The organism is Flavobacterium amniphilum, assembly GCF_023634845.1.
Classification (GTDB): Bacteria; Bacteroidota; Bacteroidia; order Flavobacteriales; family Flavobacteriaceae; genus Flavobacterium; species Flavobacterium amniphilum.
Genome location: NZ_JAMLJL010000014.1, coordinates 58,566 through 82,188, shown reverse-complemented (window position 1 = coordinate 82,188; position 23,623 = coordinate 58,566). Strand labels below are relative to the sequence as shown.

Sequence of the window (23,623 nt, the reverse complement as noted above, 5' to 3'; positions counted from 1 at the left end):
TTATGACAAATCAAGAGCAACTAATCAAACTCGCGCATGCTAAAATGCCTTTCGGTAAATACGAAGGACGTTATCTTATTGACTTACCTGAGCATTATTTGGTTTGGTATCAGGGTAAAGGTTTTCCCAAAGGCCAGTTGGGCGAACAGTTAAAGTTGGTTTATGAACTGCAATTGAACGGACTCGAAGAGCTCGTCCGCAACATCCGCAGGAACTTTCCCAAGCCGTAATTTTTGTACTAAATAATGCTTGTTTTTGCATTGTTATACAGGTAAATATTTTTTGCAAAATGGCGAGCCAATTTCCAATTAATAATTGTATTTTTGCGCGTTTTTAATTTGCATTATAAACAACAACTAAATTATTCTCCCTGAGCATGGCAAAGGGCAACAACACAAACAAATAACACAACACAACACAATGAATCAGACAAAGTATATTTTTGTTACCGGAGGTGTAACTTCTTCTTTAGGGAAAGGAATTATTGCCGCTTCGTTAGCAAAATTATTGCAGGCGAGAGGTTACCGTACAACAATCCAAAAATTTGACCCTTACATTAACGTAGACCCGGGAACTTTGAATCCTTATGAACACGGAGAATGTTATGTAACAGATGATGGTGCTGAAACAGATTTGGATTTAGGTCACTACGAGCGTTTTCTTAACGTTCCTACATCGCAGGCAAACAATGTTACTACAGGAAGAGTTTACCTTTCAGTGATTGAGAAGGAGAGAAGAGGAGAATTTTTAGGAAAAACAGTTCAGGTAGTTCCGCACATCACAAACGAAATCAAGGAACGCATGCAGTTGCTTGGCCAAAGTGGTGAGTATGATATTGTGATTACCGAAATTGGTGGTACAGTGGGTGACATTGAGTCATTGCCTTATATCGAATCGGTTCGTCAGTTATTATGGGAATTGGGTGATGATAACGGTATTGTAATTCACCTGACACTGGTTCCTTATTTAGCTGCAGCCGGTGAATTGAAAACGAAACCTACTCAGCACTCCGTTAAAACCTTAATGGAAAGCGGTATCAAAGCAGATATCTTAGTTTGCCGTACCGAACATGAATTGTCACAGGACTTACGCCAGAAACTGGCATTATTCTGTAATGTGAAAAAAGAAGCCGTAATCCAGTCGATTGATGCTTCAACCATATACGATGTTCCTAATTTAATGTTGGAAGAAGGCTTGGATAAAGTGGCCTTGAAAAAGCTTGACTTACCCGAAAAAGCGACACCTGATTTAAAGCAATGGAACGAGTTCCTGCACAAACTTAAAAACCCGAAACACGAGATCAATATCGGTTTGATCGGGAAGTATGTTGAATTACAGGATTCATACAAATCAATTCTTGAGGCATTTATCCATGCAGGAGCTGCCAATGAGACTAAAGTAAACGTAATTTCAATCCATTCTGAGTATTTAGATGCCAAAACGGCAGAAGAAAACCTGAAAGGACTGGATGGTATACTTGTTGCTCCGGGATTTGGCGAAAGAGGTATCGAAGGGAAAATCGAAACAGTACGTTATGCCCGCGAAAATAAAATCCCTTTCTTCGGAATCTGTTTAGGAATGCAGATGGCAGTAATCGAATATTCACGTAATGTTTTAGGTCATTCTGATGCTAATTCAACGGAAATGAACCAAAATACTGCACATCCGGTCATCAACCTGATGGAAGAACAGAAAAATATTACCGACAAAGGCGGAACCATGCGCTTAGGAGCCTGGAAATGTCATTTGGAAGAAAATACACTGGCACATAAAATTTACGGTAAATCCGATATTTTAGAGCGCCACCGCCACCGTTACGAATTTAACGGTGCCTATTTGGAAGCATTGCAAAATGCTGGCCTGAAAGCATCAGGGGTAAATCCTGATACCGGACTGGTTGAAGTGATTGAGTTGGATAACCATCCATTCTTTATCGGGGTTCAATACCATCCGGAATATAAAAGTACAGTAGCAAATCCACATCCGATTTTCGTAAAATTCGTGGAAGCAGCCGTACATTATAAAAACAATCAGTAGCCGGAAAGCTGCGGCTTTTCAGTAGTGGTCATTCAATCAGGCTTACTTTTGTAAACTGTTCACGGTACTTTTTGTTTATTTTTGGTAACAAAAATTATAAAAACAGACTAATAATCGCTTACTGCTTAAAGCCTAATGCTTAGAGCAAAATTTGAAAAATGGAACAGAAAAAATTAGATCTTAATTCAATTATCGGATTTACGCTAATCTTCGGAATCATGATGTATATCATGTACACGAACAGGCCAACGGAAGCCGAAATTAAAGCTGAAAAAGCAAAAACGGAGAAAGCGGCAAAAGCCAAAGAACAATCTCAAAAAGCAGCTGTAGCCACGACTGCAGTAACAGATTCTACAAAAGTATCTGCTGCGTTACAGGCTTCATTGGGAAGTTTCGCCTATTCTGCGGCATTGCCTTCAGCTAAAAATGAATTCACTACAATCGAAAATGAATTGGTTGTTTTGAAAATTGCCAATAAAGGTGGTTACATTGTTGATGCGACTTTGAAAAAATATAAATCAATGGACAAGGATGGTAAATTAGTCCAGTTGATTAAAGATAATAATGCCGGACTGAACATTGCTTTGCAAACAAAAGACGGTAAAAAAATCAATACTAAAGACGTTTATTTTGAGCCAACGCTGACTAAAGTTGATGGTAACCAAGTACTTTCGATGAAATTGAAGGCAGGCGAAAACCAATTCCTTGAATATAAATATGCATTGAAACCAAATGACTATATGTTGGATTTCGACGTGCGTTCGCAAGGTTTGGCTTCTGTTTTAAATACTGGAAATCCTGCAAACCTTCAATGGAATTTAAAAACGTTCCGTAACGAGAAAAGTATTGCTTATGAAAATACTTTAACGGAAGCAGTGTACGAATTTGAAGAAGGTAAAGATGATTACCTGAACCAGTCACAAGATGAGAAAACTGTCGAAGGATTAACCTATATTGCTTATAAGCAGCATTTTTTCACTTCAATCTTATTGACAAAAACACCTATCAATAAGGCAAAGGTTTCTTCTGAAAATTTAATCAAGGATTCTGAAAAAGATACCATTTTTACAAAATCATTCAAGTCTGAATTACCGTTGGCATTCAATAACGGTGAATTGGATTATAAAATGAACTGGTATTATGGTCCTGCCGATTATAAAACATTGAATGCTTACGACAGAAACCTGGATGAAATCATACCTTTCGGATGGGGAATCTTCGGATGGATCAATAAATACATTTTCGTTCCTTTATTCGGATTTTTAAGTAACTTCCTGGCTTATGGTATCGCGATTATCTTATTTACGGTAATCATTAAATTGGCCATGGCTCCTATTACATACAAATCATTCCTGTCTCAGGCAAAAATGAAAGTATTGCGTCCGGAGTTGAATGAAATCAATGATAAATTCAAAGATCCTGTAAAACGTCAGCAGGAAACAATGAAGTTGTATAACAAAGCGGGTGTTAATCCAATGGCGGGTTGTATTCCGGCCTTGATCCAAATGCCGTTCATGTTTGCATCGTTCAAATATTTCCCTTCTGCAATCGAATTGAGACAGCAGGGATTCTTATGGGCAAAAGATTTATCGTCTTATGACTCGATTTTCAAATTACCGTTCCATATTCCGTTGTATGGTGACCACGTAAGTTTATTCCCAATCTTGGCTGCCATCGCGATTTTCTTCTATATGAAGTATACTACGGGTGACCAGCAAATGGCTGCGCCAACGCAGGAAGGTATGCCGGATATGGGTAAAATCATGAAGATGATGATTTATATTTCTCCGGTAATGATGTTGATTTTCTTCAACAACTACGGTTCAGGTTTGAGTTTGTACAACTTGTTTTCCAATATCATGACATTGGGAATCATGTTCTACATCAAAAACTATGTGGTTAATGATCAGAAAATCCACGCACAAATCCAGGAAAATAAATTAAAAGAGCCTAAAAAACCCAGCAAGTTCCAGCAAAAATTACAAGATGCTATGGAACAGGCGGAAGCGCAGAAAAATGCGAAAGGAAAAAAATAAGTAAATAAAATTCCTAAAAATTTAATCCCTGTTTTGATTCTTGTAAAAGTATCAAAGCAGGGATTTTTCTTTGTTTAACATTAAAAAGAGTAGTATGAAAATTGCCATTATCGGTTTCGGAAATTTAGGCAAAACATTTGCCAGTAGTTTTATCAAGTCAAGGTTTATCAAAAGCGAAGACATCCATGTCGTAACCCGAACGCTGCCCAAACCTGAAATGACTTTAGGTATTCCGATGGTTAATTTTCAAAATATTCCTTCATCTGAAATAACCGGAATGGATATCCTGATCCTGGCAACCAAGCCACAGGATTTTGATGTGGTGGCCAAAGGTTTAAACGGGTTAATTTCGGAAGAGCAAATGGTACTTTCGGTTATGGCTGGTGTTTCCATTGAAAAAATAAAAGACAAACTGAATGTCAAAAAAGTCATCCGCTCGATGCCGAATTTAGGAACACAAATCGGATTGGGAATGACGGTTTTTTCCGCTTCTGCCGAAACAGACCGCAAAGATTTGTTTATCATTCAGAACCTGATCAATACCACCGGTAAATCTATCTATGCTGAAGATGAATCGCTAATCAATCCTGCAACAGCCGTATCGGGAAGCGGACCGGCGTATGTTTTCTATTTTATGAATGCGATGATCAAGGCAGCAGAGAAATTTGGTTTTACTTCATCAGAAGCCGAAGTTTTGGTGCACCAGACTTTTCTTGGTGCCATCAATTTGCAAAGCGCCAGTGATTTGTCCAATGAAGAACTAATCGTTAAAGTGGCTTCAAAAGGCGGAACAACTGAAAGCGCTCTGAAAGTTTTTAACGCGCATGATCTTGATAAAATAATTGCAGATGGAATGCGTAGTGCGAATCGACGCGCAATCGAATTAGGAGCATAATATTAAAACTCATTTGCAATGTGGTTTTGAAGTAATCGTCAGTTCGAGTGATTTTAGTGAAACTAAATTGTATCAGGAGTTTTTTTTTCTGTAGCAAAATTGTTTTTTGAAATAAAAACTGCTACAGAAAAAGTGTGATAAATTTTTTGTGATAATTTTTTTTATCACAAAAAATTTATCACAAAGTTGTGGCAAAATAATTACCGATTTTGTTTTTGCCACAGCTTAAATTTTAAATCTTCAAAAAAAAGCCGCTCATTACTGAACGGCTTTTGTATTTTATTCCGGTAAGCGGTCGCGGTCTGTTTTCTTTCGGTTGAATTTGTATGTAAATGTCACCGAAGCTCTTGTGCCGGTAAAACGTCTTTCGCCATCGATCGTGTAATTATTTCCGCTGATGAAATCCTTGCTGATACGGCTGTCAAAAATGTTATCGACTTTAAACGTCAACGATGCTTTTTCTTTCCAGAACTCTTTGGCAACCGCCATATCGGCCCAAAGCTGTTCCTGTGAATCAATCTGGCCGCTTTTACGTGCGCCTATGATGTTGAAATTGTTTTGAACTGTCCACGATTTGAATTTGATACGCGAATTCAGTTTGGATGTCCACGAATGGTCAGATACAGTAAACAATCCTTTCTGGTCGAATTTGTAGAAATTGAAATCACTTGACAGGAACCACCATTTGTAAGGTGTGAATGTTGCGTTGACTTCGAAACCATAGCGGTTTTCGGTACCAAGGTTCACCGGTTTTTCAATTAAATAATCATCTGCATTTCGGGTCACGGTAATATCAAATAAATTTACGGTGTGTTGGTGGTATACTGACGGATTTACCGTGAATTTTTCCCATTTGTATAAAGTTCCCAGCTCATAAGAATCGATATACATCGGATTCAGATCTGGATTACCGATGCGGATGTTTCTTCGGTCGGCTATACCACCAAACGGATTTAACTGATAGAATGACGGGCGGTCAATCCTGCGGCTGTAACTTAGTTGTAAATTGAAATTGTTTTTGAATTCATACGTCAGATGCACGGTTGGAAATAACTTGGTGTAATTCTTGTCGGTTTTAAATTCATCTTTCAAATCGCTGCTTCCGGTATTGAAATGTTCGGCTCTTAAGCCCAATTGGTACTGGAACTTTTTAAATCCGTTTGAATATTGCGAATACACCCCAAAAATACGTTCGTCATAGTGTAATAAATTCGTCAGACTGTCAATTTGCACTGCGTTGTCCAAAACCACATAATCACTGTTGATTCTTCTGATTTCACCTTTAATGCCCACATCAAATTTTGATTTTTCGGTCAGCGGAAATGAAATATCCGATTGGAAAACCACATCTTTACTGCTTTCAATGTCACGGCTTTTTAATGTTTTTACAGATGGGCTTGGCATTTCGGTTGTTTCGGTAATCAATTCATTTTCATCGTCATTCCAAAAATCATACTGAATATTTGCGGTTAATTTTTTTCCTTTTTTTTCAAATGTTTTGACATAATTCAGTTCGATCTGATTGGATATCTGCGGTTCTTTGTAATTTTCGCGGGCGCGTATGGATTGCGTCAGGTTTTTATCGGCATCCAAATAATCGAAGTTATACTGCACATCATTTTTACTGGTGCTGTTGCGGTAATAATAACTCAGCGTCAACGTATTGAAATTGTTGATGTAATAATCACTTCCTAAATATAGATTGAAACGGTTGAAGTTCCGGTTACGGTCGGTTTTCTGGTCGATAAATCCGGTTACCACATCGTTTTCAAAATTGGTACGGAACAATTTATCATTTCCGACAACCGAAACCCTTCCGTAGCGGATATCAGTGAAAACATTGAATTTTTCCTTTTTGTAATTCATGTTGACACCAAGCGAATTATTATTCGGCAAACCTGCAGTCGCAGTAACAGAACTTCCAAAACCATTGACTTTGTTTTTCTTTAATATGATATTGATAATCCCTGAAGCTCCTTGTGCATCATATTGTGCCGATGGATTGGTAATCACTTCCACACGCTCGATGGTTTCGGCCGGAATTTGCTCTAAGCCGTTATTTTGGGTCATCACCGAAGGTTTCCCGTTAATTAAAATACGCACGCTCGAATTACCTCTCAAACTCACGGCTCCAAGTGCATTCACGCTTACCGAAGGGACATTGTTCAGGATATCATTGGCTGAACCGCCTTTTGAAATCAAATCTTTCCCAACGTTGAATATTTTTTTGTCCAGACGGGTTTCTATCGAAGATTTTTCTGAAACGACCGCGACTTCGTCAAGAACTTTGACTGTTTTTTCTTCCAGGAATATTTTTCCCAGGCTTTTATTTTCTGATAGTTGTATTTTGTTGAGAATTACCGGATGGAAATCTAAAAAGTTGAAATGTAAATGGTAGTTTCCCGGTTTTATTTTGACTTCAAAATTTCCTTTTACATCCGAAGTAGTTTCCTGGATGATAGCATTCGTTTCGGCATCGAGAAAGGCAACACTGGCAAATTCGATGGGTTTCTGACTGGTTTTTTCCAAGACAGAACCTTTTACCACAATATCCTGTGCAAAAAGTAATGTGGGAATGAGTAATGCGATGGCATAAAGTAATTGTTTCATTTTTTTCGTTTTTTAATCGAAGTCAAAATTGGTTATTTTTTTGTTCTCGGTTTTTTACGGTAGATGAATACAGTAAAAATACAGATGTTTAGGTACTTTTTTTAATTCGGGTGTTGGTAATGTATATTCGTGTTTAATTTCAGCCAATTGGTCGATTGTAAGACGAGTAAAGTCGGCTTTTGGTTACATTTGGCACAGATATAAATTTATGGATATACAGATTTTTAATCGTTATAGGATAGTAAAGCACATTTTATTTTGGATGGCTTACATAGCTATTGGTGTTTTTAATGATTATTCTAATTTTGACGATCACGGTTTTGTGGAAATAGTGGTTTATCATGCTAATGATGCATTTTTCGGAGCTATAATGGCTTATCTCGTTGCGTACTGTTTCTTAACCGAAAAATTTCTCAAAAGAGGTTATCTGTTTACGGGTTTTTGTCTTTTAGTATCGGCTTATTTTCTTGCTGCCTTTTGCCGGTTGTCTACTGTGCACTTGGCCGAACCGTTGGTGAGAACACCTCCTTTCACGCAAGAGACACCTTGGGAGATATTTACCGATTTAAAGTACATCGCTTTCAAGTACGGTCCGTCAGTCATCACAGCTGCTTTTATATTTTTTATAGCCAAGTTTTTTTCGGATCATTCTAAAGAAAGGGAGAAACGTTTGCTTTTAAGCAAAGAAAAAAGTGATGCCGAGCTTAAAATGCTCCGGGCTCAACTCAATCCACATTTTTTATTCAATACACTTAATAATATTTATTCATTGTCTGTTGATAATTCTCCGAAGACTTCTTCGGCGATAGGGAAATTGTCTGAAATTTTGGATTATGTTTTGTACAAGTGCAATACAGATTTTGTTCCTGTATCTTCCGAAATGCAATTAATTGAGGATTATATCGAATTGGAAAAACTGCGTTATGACGACCGTTTGGAAGTACAAGTGTCTTCTTCTGTTTTGATGGAGAATCAAGTTCCACCGTTGATTTTTCTTTCATTGGTTGAAAACGCTTTCAAACACGGAGCTGGGGAAGACAGCGGCTCGCCAAAGATTTGGATTACACTTCAAAGTGAAAAAGTACAAGTGGTTTTCAGTGTGGTCAACACATATGTAAATTCGGTAGAGAACCATACAAAGGAATCTATCGGTCTGGTTAATATCAATAAGCAGTTACAGCTTTTATATGGTGAAATGTATTCTTTGGTAACAGAAAAAGAGAATGGGTTATTTAGTGTAACTTTGGTTTTGAAAAATAAAATTCAGGATGAAAATTAAATGCCTTGTTGTAGATGATGAACCTTTGGCAGTAAGGTTAATAGAGAACCATATTGCCAAAATAGATGCTTTGGAAGTTGTGGCCACTGCAAATAGTGCACTGAAAGCATTTGAGATTTTGAATACACAGGAAGTTGATTTACTTTTTCTGGATATTAAAATGCCCAATATTACCGGTATCGATTTTTTGAAAAGCCTCAAGAATCCACCTAAGACAATTTTTACAACCGCTTATCGTGATTTTGCCATTGAAAGTTACGAATTGGAAGTAGTTGACTATCTGTTGAAACCCATTACATTCGAACGTTTTTTTAAATCGGTTGACCGGTTTTTGAGAGAATCGGTACCAATAAAAAAGAGCGTCGTTGAAAAACAGCCTGAAGAAAATTATATTTTGTTGAAATCTGCAGGGAAGAATTATAAAATTGATTTGGACGATATTGTGTATGTCGAAAGCATAAAAGATTATATAAAAGTACACAAGCAGGACGGAACCAATCTGACCTCGAAATATAAAATCGGTAACCTGGAGTCCGAATTACCTTTCGGAAGTTTCATCCGGATTCATCGTTCGTTTATCATCAATACTTCTAAAATAACGGCTTTTTCAAATACAGATATTGAAGTTTCAGGTATTGAGCTGCCAATTGGTGTCAGTCATAAAGAAGAAGTAGATCTCTTTTTGGAAAAAATTAAAAAATAGTAAACGTCCTTCGTGGCGTTTTTTTTTGTGTTTAATTGGTTAGTTGTTAATTCTTTATGTTTTTTGGTAAAAGCCAATTGAGGCAAAACATGCGTCAAGAGTTTGTTAACGGTCAGTTATTTATAATTTCTAAATAGTAACTTTGGCAAAAATTTTGCAGATACAATTAAAAATAAAAACCAAAGTTATAATAAGTAAAGATATACGAAGATGAAAATCAATAAACAGTTAATTGCATTTTCCATTTTTATGCTGCCTTTGATAGGTCAGGCTCAGGAAAAGTTGAATCAATTAGATGCCAAAGGAGAGCGTCACGGATTGTGGAAAGGACATTACGATGACTCAAAATTGTTACGCTATGAAGGGAATTTTGATCATGGTAAAGAAAAAGGACTTTTTACTTATTATGCGAACAGTGACAAAAAAATTGTGATGGCTACCCGTGATTTTAATGGAACTGGAGGAGCATACACAATCTTTTATGATGAAAACAAATTAAAGGTTTCCGAAGGAAATATCGTTAATAAGCTGCGTCAGGGAATCTGGAAGTATTATCATAAAGGATTGAAAACCGTAATGAGTACCGAAAACTATGTAAATGATAAATTAGAAGGTATCCGCAAAGTATATTATACCAATGGAACATTAGGTGAAGAGATACCTTATAAGAATGGTTTGAAAGACGGTTTGTCAAAAAAATACAACAAAGACGGTAAGCTTATTGAAGAAATGGTTTTTGTTGCCGGACAAATGCAGGGGAGTTATAAAGTGTATGATGAGTTTGGGAATTTAGTGATCTCAGGTAATTTTAAGGATGATAAGAAAAAAGGAATCTGGAAATATTATCAAAGTGGAAAATTGGTTCGTGAAATGAACGCTGACACCATAAACGGATATAAAAAACCGAGTTTGCAAAAAAAATAAGTATAACTACTTGATTTTCTGTAGTATTTTTTTTATTAACTTTAGTAAAAAAATAAACTATGGGGAAACTAATTACTTTATTTAAAAGCGCATCTTATGTGTTTTTAACGTTTGTTTTGTTATTCTCAAATGAAAGCTGGTCACAGTCCGATTGTTCGAGTGCTGTGGTAGTTTGTGGGAATACGCAGTCCTTTAACCCTAGCGGTGTGGGTACCAAATTGGAACAACTCGCTTGTGGGGGAATTGAACACAACAGTATCTGGATTGCCTTTCAGGCAAAAGCCAGTGGTAAGCTGAATTTTGTTATTAGGCCATTTACGCCGGCCGGTTTACCTAGTGCTTCTGATTTTGATTGGAGTTTATATGCGCTGGCAGGCCCTCCAGGGGTGGGTAATTGCGATGCTAAAACCCAATTGAGTTGTAACTTTGCCGGTACAGCCACGGTATATGGTATACCGGGAGCTACAGGAATGGCTTCACCTCCTTATGCCGCGACATCATTTAATCCGGGTATCGATGTGGTAAGCGGTAATTGGTACATGCTTATTGTAGATCAATTCAGTAACAGTACTCCGCTGTTGTTCAGTGTGCAGTTTACCGACAATCCGGAAAGTCCGAATTTAAATTCGACACCGGGGATTTTTGACAACAAGCCTAACTTTACCATTACGAATTCTTCGGCTTGCGCCGGATCATTTTCGTTCAATAACAGTTCTGCTTCAACTTTTACACCTAATACATATCAATGGGATTTTGGTGACGGATCGACGTCGACGGTTGCAAATCCAAATCATACGTATGTGACACAGGGAACATATTATGCAACTTTGACTGCAACGGATAATAATGGTTGCAAATCAGATATAAGAAAAAGAGTGGTGTTCAATGATTCGCCACCCACTTTGAGTACAGCCGGAATTTTTCTGACACCTTCCTGTACTGATAGTAATGGGGGGTCTATAATAGTAACGGAAATTGGAGCAACCACAACAGGTGTTACAGGAGGAACTCCTCCTTATATGTATGAGCTGGTTTCTCCTTCTGCAATGATCAGGCCTTCCCAGGCATCCAATACATTTATTGGGTTACAGCCGGGAGGATATACTGTTAAAGTTACTGATGCCTGTGGAAAAGCGGCTACAGTTGCAGTAACGGTAGCACAAACAGCTACCAATACTACAATCGGTTTGGGAATCCAGAACATTCAATCGGCTTGTAATGGTTCGCCTACCGGAACTGCGACGATTTTTGCCAATGGAACGGTGCCTCCTTATACAATGGCTCTAGTTAACAGCTCGCCAGTATTGGTTAGTGCACAACCGGCTCTTTTAAGAGATCCTGTAACAGCAACGTACTTTACAACTTTTACAGGATTATTGCCTGGCGTTTATACAGTTGAAGCAACCGATGCCTGTGGCAAGAAAAGAAGAGCTACATTTACGGTAACTGCAAGTACCTTACCGATTGCCAATACAGTTGCCAGTCCTTCATGTGCCGGTACACCTACAGGAACATTAACGGTTACTGCAACGGCGGCAACAGGTTTAAGTGGCGCAGGTTCTCCGGGATCTTATCAGTATGCTTTAATTGCACCTTCTGCTATAACACGACCGTTTCAAGCCAGTTCAGTCTTTGAAAATCTATTGCCCGGCTCTTATACAGTTGCCGTAAGGGATGCGTGTAATAATATAGGAACAGCTACTGCTACGATTGCTGCGGCTGGGGCACCTACTTTCGGAACAGCATTTACAACAACATCCTGTCCGAATGGAGCCACAGGAACTATTGAAGCGCAAATCGCAACTGCCGGTGGAGGATCTCCTTACAATTTTGAGTTGATTGCACCGTCACCGGTGATCAGACCAATGCAAACAAGTAACATGTTTGACAATTTGCCTCCGGGTGCTTATACAATAAGACTTACGGATGCATGTGGAAATCAGGTAACCAGTAGTGTAACCATTAATGCAGCAAGTGCACCTTCATTCACTACATCTACGGTAGCAAGTTGTGGCAGTTCTGCTAACGGAACTATAACAGTTGCACCAAATGCTGCCAGTATAGGTCCTTTTACATTTGAATTAATTAGTCCGGGCGGTGCTATCAGGCCAATTCAGGGCAGTAATGTAGCTAACTCTACAAGTACAGTATTTACAGGTCTTAATCAAGGATCATACACAGTAAGAATGTATGACGCCTGTGGAGTTCCGGTTACAAATGTTGCGACAGTTGCAGGACCGACAGCTTTAGCTTTTGCTGCAGGCTCGACTGCTGTTCCATCCTGCTCGGCTTCTTCTACCGGGCAAATTACAGTGGCACAGCCAACAACTGGTTCAGCTCCTTATATGTATGAGTTAATAGCTCCTTCTCCTGCTATAGCTGCTCCGCAATCAAGCCGTATTTTTAATAATTTACCTGTCGGAAGTTATACAATACGTGTTACAGATGCCTGTGGAACACAGGTTACAATTGGAGCTCCGTTGGCTTTGGCAGCAGCAACTGCACCAACATTATCGGTAACGAATACTTCAAGTTGTGCAGCCAGTACAGGTACAATTACTTGTTTGGCAACAACTGCAAACCAAGGGGGAGGGACATATTTATATGCTTTAATAGCTCCTTCTCCGGTTACAAGACCTAATCAGTCATCACCAATTTTTACAGGATTACCGGCTGGTGCCTATACCATTCAAATTACGGATCAATGTGGAGTTACAGGTACAACAACATCAACTATTACTGCAGCGGGTGCTTTTACACCTGCAGCAGGAGGATCTGTGGTATCGTGTAACGGTTTGAGTTATAATGCACAGATTATTGTGACTACTCCACAAAACTTTACGCCTGGTGGACCTATCCCAACAGGAAGTGGCGGAGGACCATATACCTTTGCATTATATGATTCGGCCAATACAGTACAGATTGTTCCACCTCAATCCAGTAACATTTTTACAATAGTTTCCCCTGTAGCCGGAACACCAACACATACTGTAAGGGTAACTGATGTTTGCGGAAACACATCAACAGTTACAGTGACTGTTAATAACCCAACAGCTTTGACTGCTGCAGGATTAACAGCAACTACAGCTTCTTGTTCAGCCAGTAATACAGGTGTTATAAGAGTAAGTACTGCAGCAACGGGAGGATTGACACCTTATTCATATACATTGATTGATGCGGTTACTACAGCTGTTGTTGCCGGTCCTCAAACTTCTATTGTGTTTAACGGAGTTCCTGCCAATGGTACTAATGGGTATCTGGTGCGCACAACAGATGCTTGTGGTAATGTAATCAACAGTGCAGCACCGTTATTGTTCCCGGCAGCTGCTACACCAACAGCAACTACGGCAACTTTGGCATCTTGTGCAGCAGGATCAACGGGTAGAATCACAGTTACTCCGGGTACAGGCGCAACACTGGCCGGAGGTACATTTACGTATGCTTTGTATGATGCTGGAAATACAGTTGTTGTGGCAGGAACACAATCAAGTCCTGTATTCAATAATGTTGCTGCAGGATCATATACCGTTAGAATTACTGATCGTTGTGGAACTGTTGGAACAACTGCCGTAACCGTAACAAGTACAGTTACTGCGCTAACCGCAGCAGGAACAGCAACCGGATCTTGTACAACTGGAAATAATGGTGTTATTACAGGTTCATCAACCGGTGGATCTTTACCAATCATGTATTCTTTGGTAAATCAACCTACAATGACCGTTATTGCCGGACCTCAGTCAAGTAATATTTTTACTGGACTGGCAGCCGGTACTTATATCGTAAGAACTACTGATGCTTGTGGTACCAGTGCAGATTCTGCCAATATAGTTTTGGGTAATTTAACAACCAGTCCAACAATAACTACCAGTATTGCAATCGATTGCTCTGGCTCTGCAATTATCTCCGGATTTGGTGCCGGTGGTGCCGGTGGACCTTACACTTATGCAATGTGTAGTGGTGCAGGATGTTCTTCATTCGGAGCATATGGTGCGTCAAGCACATTCACAGTAAATACTAGCGGAACTTATAGAATAAGTGTGCAAGACAGATGTGGCAACGCGGTGTCTTCTTCGGATATAGTGGTTAATATACCAGTCAAAGGGGTTATCACTAATGTTAATCTGAATGTATCATGTGGACCAACATCGGTTACACCGGTGCTTTCAAACGTACCAAATACACCTTATTACAGTGTTGATGGCTCTAATTTCGGACCAACAATCGGAGTATTGGGTATTGGTACACACACTTTAATTGTGTCGGATTATAATGCAGGTACTTACGGATGTGCCAGTGACCCTTATGTGTTCTCGATTAATTCGGTAGCACCTACAGGAACTTCACCTCAGTCTATACCAACAACAGGAACACTTGCTGATATCGTAGTTACAGGTACAGGAATCATTTGGTATGCTTCTGCTTCAGATGCGGCTAATGCAATTAATCCGTTACCGATGTCAACTACAGTGTCGAATAATACAACGTATTATGCAACACAAACCATTGGTGGATGTGCCAGTACAACAAGCTTAGCGGTATTGGTTAATACATTCCTGAGCAATGACGGATTCAATATGAGTGCATTCACATATTATCCAAATCCGGTTGAAGGTGTATTGAAATTATCATATACTGACAGACTTACAAATGTTATTGTTTATAACGTGATTGGAAAACAGGTATTTGAAAAATCTTTAAATAATAATCTTGAAGAAATAAATATGACCGGATTTGCCGATGGTGTTTATTTTATGAAAGTTTTTGCCGGTGATGTTTCAACAACCATCAAAGTGGTCAAAAATTAATCGATTATTTTAAACTTTTGTTAAAAGCCACCTCTAAAGGGTGGCTTTTATATTTGTTGTGAAATTGTAACAATAAATATATTTACCTTTGCATCCTAAAAATAATTTCTCATGAAACGTGTAGTTGTTGGTTTATCAGGTGGAGTCGATTCAAGTGTTGCTGCTTATTTATTGAAGGAGCAGGGCTATGAAGTGATTGGCCTGTTTATGAAAAACTGGCACGATGATTCGGTAACTATTTCAAATGAATGTCCTTGGTTAGAGGATAGTAATGATGCGTTACTGGTTGCCCAAAAATTAGGTATTCCCTTCCAAACAATTGATCTGAGCGAGCAATACAAAGAGAAAATTGTGGATTACATGTTCAGTGAATATAAGAAAGGACGTACGCCTAATCCTGATGTTTTGTGTAACCGCGAAATTAAATTTGACGTGTTCATGAAAATCGCCCTGTCTCTTGGTGCGGATTATGTGGCTACCGGACACTATTGCCGTAAAGGTGAAATTGAAGTGGATGGTAAACCCATGTACCAATTATTGGCTGGTGTTGATGGGAATAAAGACCAATCGTATTTTTTATGCCAGTTGTCGCAGGATCAATTAGCAAAAGCATTATTCCCTATTGGTGAACTGACTAAGCCGGAAGTAAGGGAAATTGCTGCAAAAATGGAATTGATTACAGCTGAAAAGAAAGATTCACAAGGACTTTGTTTTATCGGAAAAGTACGTTTGCCCGAGTTTTTGCAACAACAGTTACAACCTAAAGACGGTTTGATTTATGAAGTCAACGCTGAAAACGAATTATACGGCCAAAAACCGGTTAATTTTGATTCGGTTGAAGAAAAATTAAAATTTGAAGCATCAAATATTCATTATTCACCTGAGTATGCTAAGCAGGTTGGAAAACACCAGGGAGCTCATTACTATACCATCGGTCAGCGTAAAGGATTAAATGTGGGAGGAACTAAAGAGCCGTTGTTTATTATTGCAACTGATATTGAAACAAACACAATTTATACAGGTCAGGGAAGTAATCATCCCGGATTGTTTAAAAAAGCGTTGTTTGTGGCTAAAGATGAAATTCATTGGATTCGTCCCGACTTAAGTCTGAAGTCAGGAGAAACCATGAAAGTAAAAGCCCGTATCAGATACCGTCAGGAATTGCAGGAAGCTACACTTTATCAATTTGATTATGGGATGTATGTGGAATTTGAAAAACCGCAATCTGCTATTACTCAAGGACAATTTGTTTCTTGGCATTCAGGTGAAGAACTAATTGGTTCAGGGGTAATATCTTAAAAATTTTGCGTTTGTAAAGGCGCATTGTTTATCTTTGGTTAACCAAAAAAAACAAATTAACCATGAAACAAACTGTATTATTTTTATTATTTGCTTTCGGATCAGCTTTCGGACAAACGGAGGATGCCTGGGTGTATTTTGCTGATAAACCTAACGCGCAGGCCTTTTTTGATAACCCTCTTTCTGAACTGACCCAAAGATCTTTGGACAGAAGAACTACCCAAAATATCGCATTGGACAGTAAAGACGCTCCTTTGCATCAGGCTTATGTAAACCAGATTACGGCAGCAACCGGAATTACTGTTATGGCCAAATCTAAATGGTTAAATGCATTGCACATCCGCGGAACCCAAGCCAATATAGCAGCATTGGGGAATCTGGCTTTTGTAAACAGAATTCAATATGCAAACCATTCATTGAATCCGGGAGGAAGGATGAATGCTGAAGTAGGCAAGCCTGCTAAAGTAAATAAATGGTTGGATACACAGGAAAATTTCACCTATGGAAATTCTGCAACTCAGGTTCAAATGTTGAATTGCCACATTTTGCACCAGCAAAGCCATACAGGAGAAGGTAAAATCATTGCAATTATGGATGCAGGTTTTCCCGGGGTTAATACTGCTGCGCCTTTTCAGAGATTGCGAACAAACGGATTAATATTGGGGGGATATGATTTCGTAAATAATTCAACGAATTTTTATACAGGTAATAATCACGGCACCAATGTGTTGTCGACTATGGGGGGATATGCGACAAATTTAGTCGGTACAGCACCTGATGCACATTATTATTTGTTTATCACAGAAGATATCAATAATGAAGAACCTCTGGAATTAAGCAACTGGGTTGAAGCGGCAGAAGAAGCAGATAGGTTAGGAGTTGATGTAATCAATACTTCTTTAGGCTATTTCTCATTCGATAATCCTGCTTATAGTTATACTTATGCCAAAATGAACGGTCAGACATCTGTGGCTTCAAGAGCCGTTGATATCGCTTTTTCAAGAGGAATGATATGTGTAACTTCGGCTGGTAATGAAGGTTCAACTGCCGAACCTCACGTTGGAACTCCTGCTGATGCTTTATCGAATGTTACCGTTGGATCTGTTAATTCATCGAAAGTTAAGTCGGGATTCAGCTCGATTGGTCCAACATTCGACGGAAGAATCAAACCTGATTTGATGGCAATGGGTACAGCTTCGGTTATTTCTACTCCTACAGGAACCATTACAACTGCAAACGGAACTTCATTTTCGGGACCAATTTTGGCAGGTGCAATTACTTCTTTCTGGTCAGCTTATCCAAATAAAAAAAATACAGAAATTGTACAGTTGGTGAGAAGTTCAGCCGACAGATATGCATCACCTAATAATAATTATGGTTACGGTATCCCTGATTTTCAGAAAGCCATGACTACAGTTTTATCTGCGGATGAATTCGAAATGGAAAAAATCAGTTTTTATCCTAATCCGGTTAAAGATGTTCTGACTTTAGATATTCCGGAAAAATTTATTGATTCGGAAATTGCAATTTATAACGCTTTCGGTCAAAAAGTTAAAGAAGAGAAATTAGCAACAGGAAATACAAAAATCCAGTTGAGTGGATTGAATGCAGGTGTTTATTTTTATACAATCCAAAATTCTGTTTTAAACACTTCAGGAAAATTAATTAAACAATAGTGAATGAATAAAATCACCCAACTTTTTAATATACAATACCCTATCGTTCAGGGTGGAATGATTTGGAACAGTGGCTACAAGTTGGCAAGTGCCGTAAGTAATGCCGGAGGATTAGGTTTAATTGGTGCCGGTTCGATGTATCCGCATATTTTACGTGAGCATATTCAGAAATGTAAAAAAGCTACTGATAAACCTTTTGGGGTAAATGTGCCAATGCTATACCCTAATATTGAAGAAATTATGCAGATTTTGGTGGAGGAAGAAGTGAGAATTGTATTTACTTCTGCCGGTAACCCAAAAACCTGGACTTCTTTTTTGAAAGAAAAGGGAATTACCGTGGTACATGTTGTCAGCAGTTCTAAATTTGCATTAAAAGCACAGGAAGCCGGTGTTGATGCAGTTGTGGCTGAAGGTTTTGAAGCCGGAGGGCATAATGGCCGTGAAGAAACAACCACATTGACTTTGATTCCGATGGTGCGGGAAAAAATCAATATTCCGTTAATTGCAGCAGGAGGAATTGCTACCGGTAGAGGAATGCTGGCGGCAATGGTTTTAGGTGCCGATGGTGTTCAGATGGGAAGCCGTTTTGCTGCTTCGGTTGAAAGTTCTGCCCATGATGACTTTAAGAAAACCATCATAGATCTTGAAGAAGGAGGTACACATTTAACCTTGAAAGAATTAGCGCCAGTGCGTTTAATCAAAAATAAATTTTACAACGATGTTCAGGAGTTGTATGCGAAATGCCCAACGACTGATGAGCTGAAGGAACTTTTGGGCAGAGCCCGTGCCAAGCGTGGAATGTTTGAAGGTGATCTTGTGGAAGGTGAATTGGAAATCGGACAGATTGCCGGCTTGATAAACGATATTAAACCGGTTGCCGATATTGTTGATGAAGTTATTGCCGAATTTGAATTGGCCAAAAAAGAAGTGACAACATTTTAAGTAGATTATGAAGATAGATTTTAAAATAATTTTATTCTTACTGTTTTTCGGAACATTTGCGAAGGCTCAAACCTATCGTTTTGAGGTTTCTGCAGTAAGTATGTCGGTAAAAGATAAAGGTAAATGGAGTAGCTTTACACCGTTCAAAGAAGCGAAAATTATCGCCAATCTGAATACCCAAAAAAATTACATTGCTGTTTATTCAGAAATTGAACAGTATTTTAAGATTGTTAAATACTACGATAAAAAGGAAGAAGACGGAAAAGAAATTGTAGGTTTTGATTGTGTTGACCAAAATGCAGAACCTTGTTTTCTTGAAATCCAAACCCGTAAAAAAGAGAATATGAGTCAATTGTACATCAATTACCCTGACAGGATTTTTGTGTACAATATGCGATATGTGAAGAAATGATGAGAAAGATTACTGTATTACTGTCGTTATTAGTTGTGGGATACGCTAATGCGCAAAAGGCATCGGGAAAGAAAGATGTACAAGAGCCTAAAAAGCCAAAATTAGTTGTTGGAATTGTGGTTGACCAAATGAAAATGGAATATCTGTATCGTTTTGCGGATGATTTTTCAGACAACGGATTCAAGTTGTTGATGAAGGATGGTTATACATTCCATAATATGCATTACAATTATATGCCAACATACACCGCGCCTGGTCATGCGTCTGTCTATACCGGAACAACACCAGCAGTTCACGGTATTGTAGGAAATGAATGGTACCACAGAACATTGGGTAAAGATGTTTATTGTACAGATGACGAATCGGTAAAAACGGTAGGTAACGGAGCAGAGACAGAAGGGAAAATGTCTCCTAAAAATCTTCAGGCATCCACTATTACAGATGAATTGCGTTTAGCGACAAATTTTAAAGGGAAAGTAATCGGAATGAGTCTTAAAGACCGTGGAGCAATCCTTCCGGCCGGACATTTTGCCAATTGGGCTTTCTGGTACAGTAAGACAGGATCATTTATTTCCAGTACATTTTATGGTGAAAACCTTCCGGCTTGGGTTAATGAATTCAACAATGAAAAGAATTATGAAAAATACGCTGCAGCGGGGTGGAATTTACTGAAAGACAAATCAGTTTATAATGAAAGTTTACCTGATGACAATCCGTATGAAGGGAAATTATATAAAAAAGCACCTTTCTTTCCGTATAATATGAAAGAAATGATGGATGCAAATGATCCCGGAGTTTTAAGAGCAAGTCCGCAAGGGAATAATTTATTGGCAGATTTTGCCAAAAGAGCTATTGCCAAAGAAGAATTAGGGAAAGATGATATTACTGATTTTTTGACGGTTAGTTTTTCGTCAACGGATTATGTAGGACATAATTTCGGACCGAGATCTATCGAATTACAGGATACTTATCTGCGTTTGGACCAGACAATTGCTGAATTTCTGCAATATCTGGATACTACTGTCGGAAAAGGGAATTACATGATTTTCCTGACCGCTGATCATGCGGGTGCTGAAAATGTTACACATCTGAAAGATAATAAGTATGATGTGGAAAGTATCAGCGAGAAAAACGTTGAACAGTCAATCGCTGAATTCTCCAAAACGTATTTCGGTGATGATTTGTTATTGAACTATTCTAATTACAACGTGTTTATCAATAAAACCAAAATCAAAGAAAAAGGATTGGAATTGATTCGGGTAAAACAGGCTTTTAAAGACTTTTTAATAACACAGAAACATATCAAACGTGTTTATACTGAAGAAGAAATTTTAGCATCTACCGGAGCCGATTATTATTTGAATTTTATGGCTAAAGGTTTTGATGCAACCCAAAATGGAGATCTGATTGTATTGGATAAGCCGGGTTATATCGAGTATTACGGAACGGGTACTTCGCACGGGACCCCTTATTCATATGATACACATGTTCCTTGTTTGTTTTATGGATGGAATGTCAAAAAAGGAGAAAGTCATGATAAGAAAGAAATTACCCAAATTGCGCCTACATTGGCCCAAAAATTAAAAATAACTTTTCCAAACGGTACAGAGGCAAAAGTTCTGTCTGAGGTTTTAGAATAAAAAAAAAGCATCCATTGGATGCTTTTTTTTATATATGGTTTTCAGCGACTTCTTTCAGTAATTGTAAAATTGGATTTTCATCTTCATTTGGTTCCTCCTGAATGGCATCGGGGCGGTTGTCTTCCTGTATGATTTCCAGAATTGTCTTTCCGTCTTCTTCGGTCAGGATATACTTCATGATGAAATAATTTTCAGGCTTGTCTTCTTTGTCCGGGCCAGGAGCAAATAAACTGTATTGCAATGATACGTTGGGAATGAATTCCAGAACTTTTCCCCATTGTTTAAAGATGTTTCCTTCCCATTTTGTAATGAATTCAATAGGAGATCCGATTTGCCATGTAGTAATTAGATCACTTCCGAATTGCCATAATTTGACTTTTTCGGGTGTTGTGATAGTTTGCCAGACATTGTAAGCAGATGCATTTAAGGTTATGACCGAAATATTAGTTGCCATTTTTTATTGGTTAAGTTATATGTGATTCTTAATTTGGAACAACTAAAATAAGTAATTTTTGTAAGATTTTTCTTTTTAAGTAAAAAAAATCAGCCTCTACACTTATGAAAAAGGTAAAGGCCGATAATCAAAGAAAAATTAGCTTTTTTACAAATCGATTTCGATTTGGTTTTTTAATAAATCCTCAAAAGTTTCCCTTTGGCGGATGAGTTGTGCTTTGCCGTCTTTCCAAAGGATTTCGGCTGGTTTATAGCGTGAGTTATAATTGGATGACATACTGAAACAGTATGCACCTGCATTTCTGAAACTTAAAATATCACCTTCTTTAATTTCGGCAATTCTACGGTTTGTAGCAAAAGTATCGGTTTCACAGATGTATCCTACAACCGAATAGAAGCGCTCTTTTCCTTTCGGATGCGAAATGTTTTCAATATAGTGTTCCGAACCGTAAAACATTGGACGGATCAAATGATTGAATCCGGTGTCGATTCCTGCAAATACAGTTGATGTAGTTTGTTTTACCACATTTACTTTGGCTAAAAAATAACCAGCTTCACTTACCAGAAATTTACCCGGTTCAAAAGCTAAAGTCAATTCGCGTCCGTATTCTTTTTCGAAAGCCAGAAAACGGCGGGTTAATTTTTTTCCTAATTCTTCCACATTGGTTTCGATGTCCCCTTTTTTGTAAGGCACTTTGAATCCGCTTCCGAAATCAATGAAATCCAGTTCTTTGAAGTGTTTAGCGGTATCGAATAAAATTTCGGCAGCGTATAAAAACACTTCAATATCTAAAATGTCTGAACCGGTATGCATGTGGATACCGTTGATGTGCATTCCTGTGTTTTCGACAATTCTCAAAATATGAGGCAATTGATGTATTGATATGCCAAATTTACTATCAATATGTCCCACAGAAATATTTGAATTTCCACCGGCCATTACATGTGGGTTGATACGGATACAAACCGGAGTTTTTGGGTGTTTTGCGCCAAATTGCTCCAATATGGATAAATTATCAATATTGATTTGAACACCTAATGCTGCTACTTGCTCAATTTCATCCATCGAAACACCATTAGGTGTGTAAATAATGTTTTGTGGATCAAAACCTGCATGTAGTCCTAATTGTACTTCCTGGATAGAAACGGTGTCCAGACCTGATCCTAACTGTTTAAAAAGTTTTAAAATGGAAACATTGGATAAAGCTTTTACTGCATAGTTGATGCGTAACTTCTCCACCTTTGAAAATGCATTGGTTAACCGGTGATACTGAGTTGCAATTTTTTCGGCATCATATACATATACTGGTGATCCGAATTCCTGTGCGATTTGTAATAACTGATTTGATTCCATTTCTTAATTTTTTTGCAAAACTAAAGTTACAAAATCTGAATCACAAATAAATACACAAAATATGTAAAAATAAAACAAAATGTTTTAAATATAACAAATTATAATTTTACTAATTTTATCAAAACACCATCGGAAGCCAGTTGATTGATGTAAAGTTCATTGTTGTAAGTATAATAACAGCCTAAATCCATTTCGTTTATTGTAATGGTTTCGGTACAATCCGCGCCTACTTCAGCATGTTGTAATGCATAAGCATAAGTTCCGGTTTCGAAAACATCATATTCGTGTTCGGTATCATTATTTACAACGTTTACATTGTTTTCCCCGAAAGTCCATTTGATTTTTCCTGCCGGATAATTATTTTCAATTCCAATAATTGTACCTGATACTTTTACTAATGACCAGGTTCCTTTTAATGTGCTGTTTGCATCATCATCTATGTCGTCACAGGCAGAAAAATTCAACACTGAAAATAGAAGCAGGGAAAGTGATAGTGTTTTCATACAGATTATTTTTTTAGTTGTTTTAAACTATGGATGTTATAAATAGGTAATGGTT

General features: G+C 38.1%; 17 protein-coding genes. 13 read left to right on the top strand and 4 right to left on the bottom strand.

Translation table 11 applies throughout. From position 1 onward, the window contains the following. The first annotated feature begins 2 nt into the window (after positions 1-2). The 4 genes from NAT51_RS15195 (at position 3) to proC (ending at position 4,968) form a co-directional block, all read left to right on the top strand. Positions 3-230 carry a DUF3820 family protein gene (locus tag NAT51_RS15195; protein ID WP_262921819.1) on the top strand — a complete coding sequence of 76 codons (228 nt, stop codon included), beginning with the start codon at positions 3-5 and terminating at the stop codon, positions 228-230. A gap of 190 nt (positions 231-420) precedes the next feature. After that, positions 421-2,037: a CTP synthase gene (locus NAT51_RS15190; protein WP_250600130.1), complete on the top strand. Its 1,617-nt coding sequence runs from the start codon at positions 421-423 to the stop codon at positions 2,035-2,037. 158 nt (positions 2,038-2,195) lie between these two features. Then, positions 2,196-4,073: a membrane protein insertase YidC gene (yidC, locus tag NAT51_RS15185; protein WP_250600128.1), complete on the top strand. Its 1,878-nt coding sequence runs from the start codon at positions 2,196-2,198 to the stop codon at positions 4,071-4,073. A gap of 94 nt (positions 4,074-4,167) precedes the next feature. Then, complete coding sequence (gene proC, locus NAT51_RS15180) at positions 4,168-4,968, top strand: pyrroline-5-carboxylate reductase (protein ID WP_250600126.1); 801 nt, start codon at positions 4,168-4,170, stop codon at positions 4,966-4,968. A gap of 279 nt (positions 4,969-5,247) precedes the next feature. On the opposite strand, the gene NAT51_RS15175 is transcribed toward proC, so the two are convergent. Beyond that, positions 5,248-7,578 carry a TonB-dependent receptor domain-containing protein gene (locus NAT51_RS15175; RefSeq protein WP_250600124.1) on the bottom strand — a complete coding sequence of 777 codons (2,331 nt, stop codon included), beginning with the start codon at positions 7,576-7,578 and terminating at the stop codon, positions 5,248-5,250. A 262-nt stretch (positions 7,579-7,840) separates the two neighbouring features. Here NAT51_RS15175 and NAT51_RS15170 point away from each other — a divergent pair, with 262 nt between their 5' ends. The 9 genes from NAT51_RS15170 to pafA all read left to right on the top strand — a co-directional run bounded on the left by NAT51_RS15170 (position 7,841) and on the right by pafA (position 21,258). Further along, positions 7,841-8,857 carry a sensor histidine kinase gene (locus NAT51_RS15170; RefSeq protein ID WP_250600122.1) on the top strand — a complete coding sequence of 339 codons (1,017 nt, stop codon included), beginning with the start codon at positions 7,841-7,843 and terminating at the stop codon, positions 8,855-8,857. Continuing rightward, complete coding sequence (locus NAT51_RS15165; RefSeq protein WP_250600120.1) at positions 8,847-9,560, top strand: LytR/AlgR family response regulator transcription factor; 714 nt, start codon at positions 8,847-8,849, stop codon at positions 9,558-9,560. The genes NAT51_RS15170 and NAT51_RS15165 overlap by 11 nt, the downstream gene beginning before the upstream one ends. Before the next feature lie 210 nt (positions 9,561-9,770). Next, positions 9,771-10,484 carry a toxin-antitoxin system YwqK family antitoxin gene (locus NAT51_RS15160; protein WP_250600118.1) on the top strand — a complete coding sequence of 238 codons (714 nt, stop codon included), beginning with the start codon at positions 9,771-9,773 and terminating at the stop codon, positions 10,482-10,484. Positions 10,485-10,543: 59 nt separating this feature from the next. Beyond that, entirely contained in the window at positions 10,544-15,289 is a 4,746-nt protein-coding gene (locus NAT51_RS15155) for a PKD domain-containing protein (protein ID WP_250600116.1), read from the top strand. A gap of 111 nt (positions 15,290-15,400) precedes the next feature. Beyond that, the gene (mnmA, locus tag NAT51_RS15150) at positions 15,401-16,588 is read left to right on the top strand and encodes a tRNA 2-thiouridine(34) synthase MnmA (protein WP_250600114.1); all 1,188 of its coding nucleotides are present in this window, start codon (positions 15,401-15,403) and stop codon (positions 16,586-16,588) included. Between the two features lie 62 nt (positions 16,589-16,650). Beyond that, positions 16,651-18,264: a S8 family serine peptidase gene (locus NAT51_RS15145; protein WP_250600112.1), complete on the top strand. Its 1,614-nt coding sequence runs from the start codon at positions 16,651-16,653 to the stop codon at positions 18,262-18,264. A gap of 3 nt (positions 18,265-18,267) precedes the next feature. Further along, positions 18,268-19,206: an NAD(P)H-dependent flavin oxidoreductase gene (locus tag NAT51_RS15140; protein WP_250600110.1), complete on the top strand. Its 939-nt coding sequence runs from the start codon at positions 18,268-18,270 to the stop codon at positions 19,204-19,206. A 7-nt stretch (positions 19,207-19,213) separates the two neighbouring features. Then, the gene (locus NAT51_RS15135) at positions 19,214-19,618 is read left to right on the top strand and encodes a hypothetical protein (RefSeq protein ID WP_250600108.1); all 405 of its coding nucleotides are present in this window, start codon (positions 19,214-19,216) and stop codon (positions 19,616-19,618) included. Continuing rightward, positions 19,618-21,258, top strand: a complete 1,641-nt coding sequence (pafA, locus tag NAT51_RS15130) for an alkaline phosphatase PafA (RefSeq protein WP_250600171.1) — start codon at positions 19,618-19,620, stop codon at positions 21,256-21,258. Before NAT51_RS15135 ends, pafA begins: the two co-directional genes overlap by 1 nt. 28 nt (positions 21,259-21,286) lie before the next feature. On the opposite strand, the gene NAT51_RS15125 is transcribed toward pafA, so the two are convergent. From NAT51_RS15125 to NAT51_RS15115, 3 genes are all read right to left on the bottom strand, one after another. Next, positions 21,287-21,712, bottom strand: a complete 426-nt coding sequence (locus NAT51_RS15125; protein ID WP_250600106.1) for an SRPBCC family protein — start codon at positions 21,710-21,712, stop codon at positions 21,287-21,289. A gap of 147 nt (positions 21,713-21,859) precedes the next feature. Next, positions 21,860-23,065 carry a diaminopimelate decarboxylase gene (gene lysA / locus NAT51_RS15120; protein WP_250600104.1) on the bottom strand — a complete coding sequence of 402 codons (1,206 nt, stop codon included), beginning with the start codon at positions 23,063-23,065 and terminating at the stop codon, positions 21,860-21,862. 98 nt (positions 23,066-23,163) lie between these two features. Further along, on the bottom strand, positions 23,164-23,568 hold the full coding sequence (locus NAT51_RS15115; protein WP_250600102.1) for a hypothetical protein: 405 nt from the start codon (positions 23,566-23,568) through the stop codon (positions 23,164-23,166). Positions 23,569-23,623: the final 55 nt, after the last annotated feature.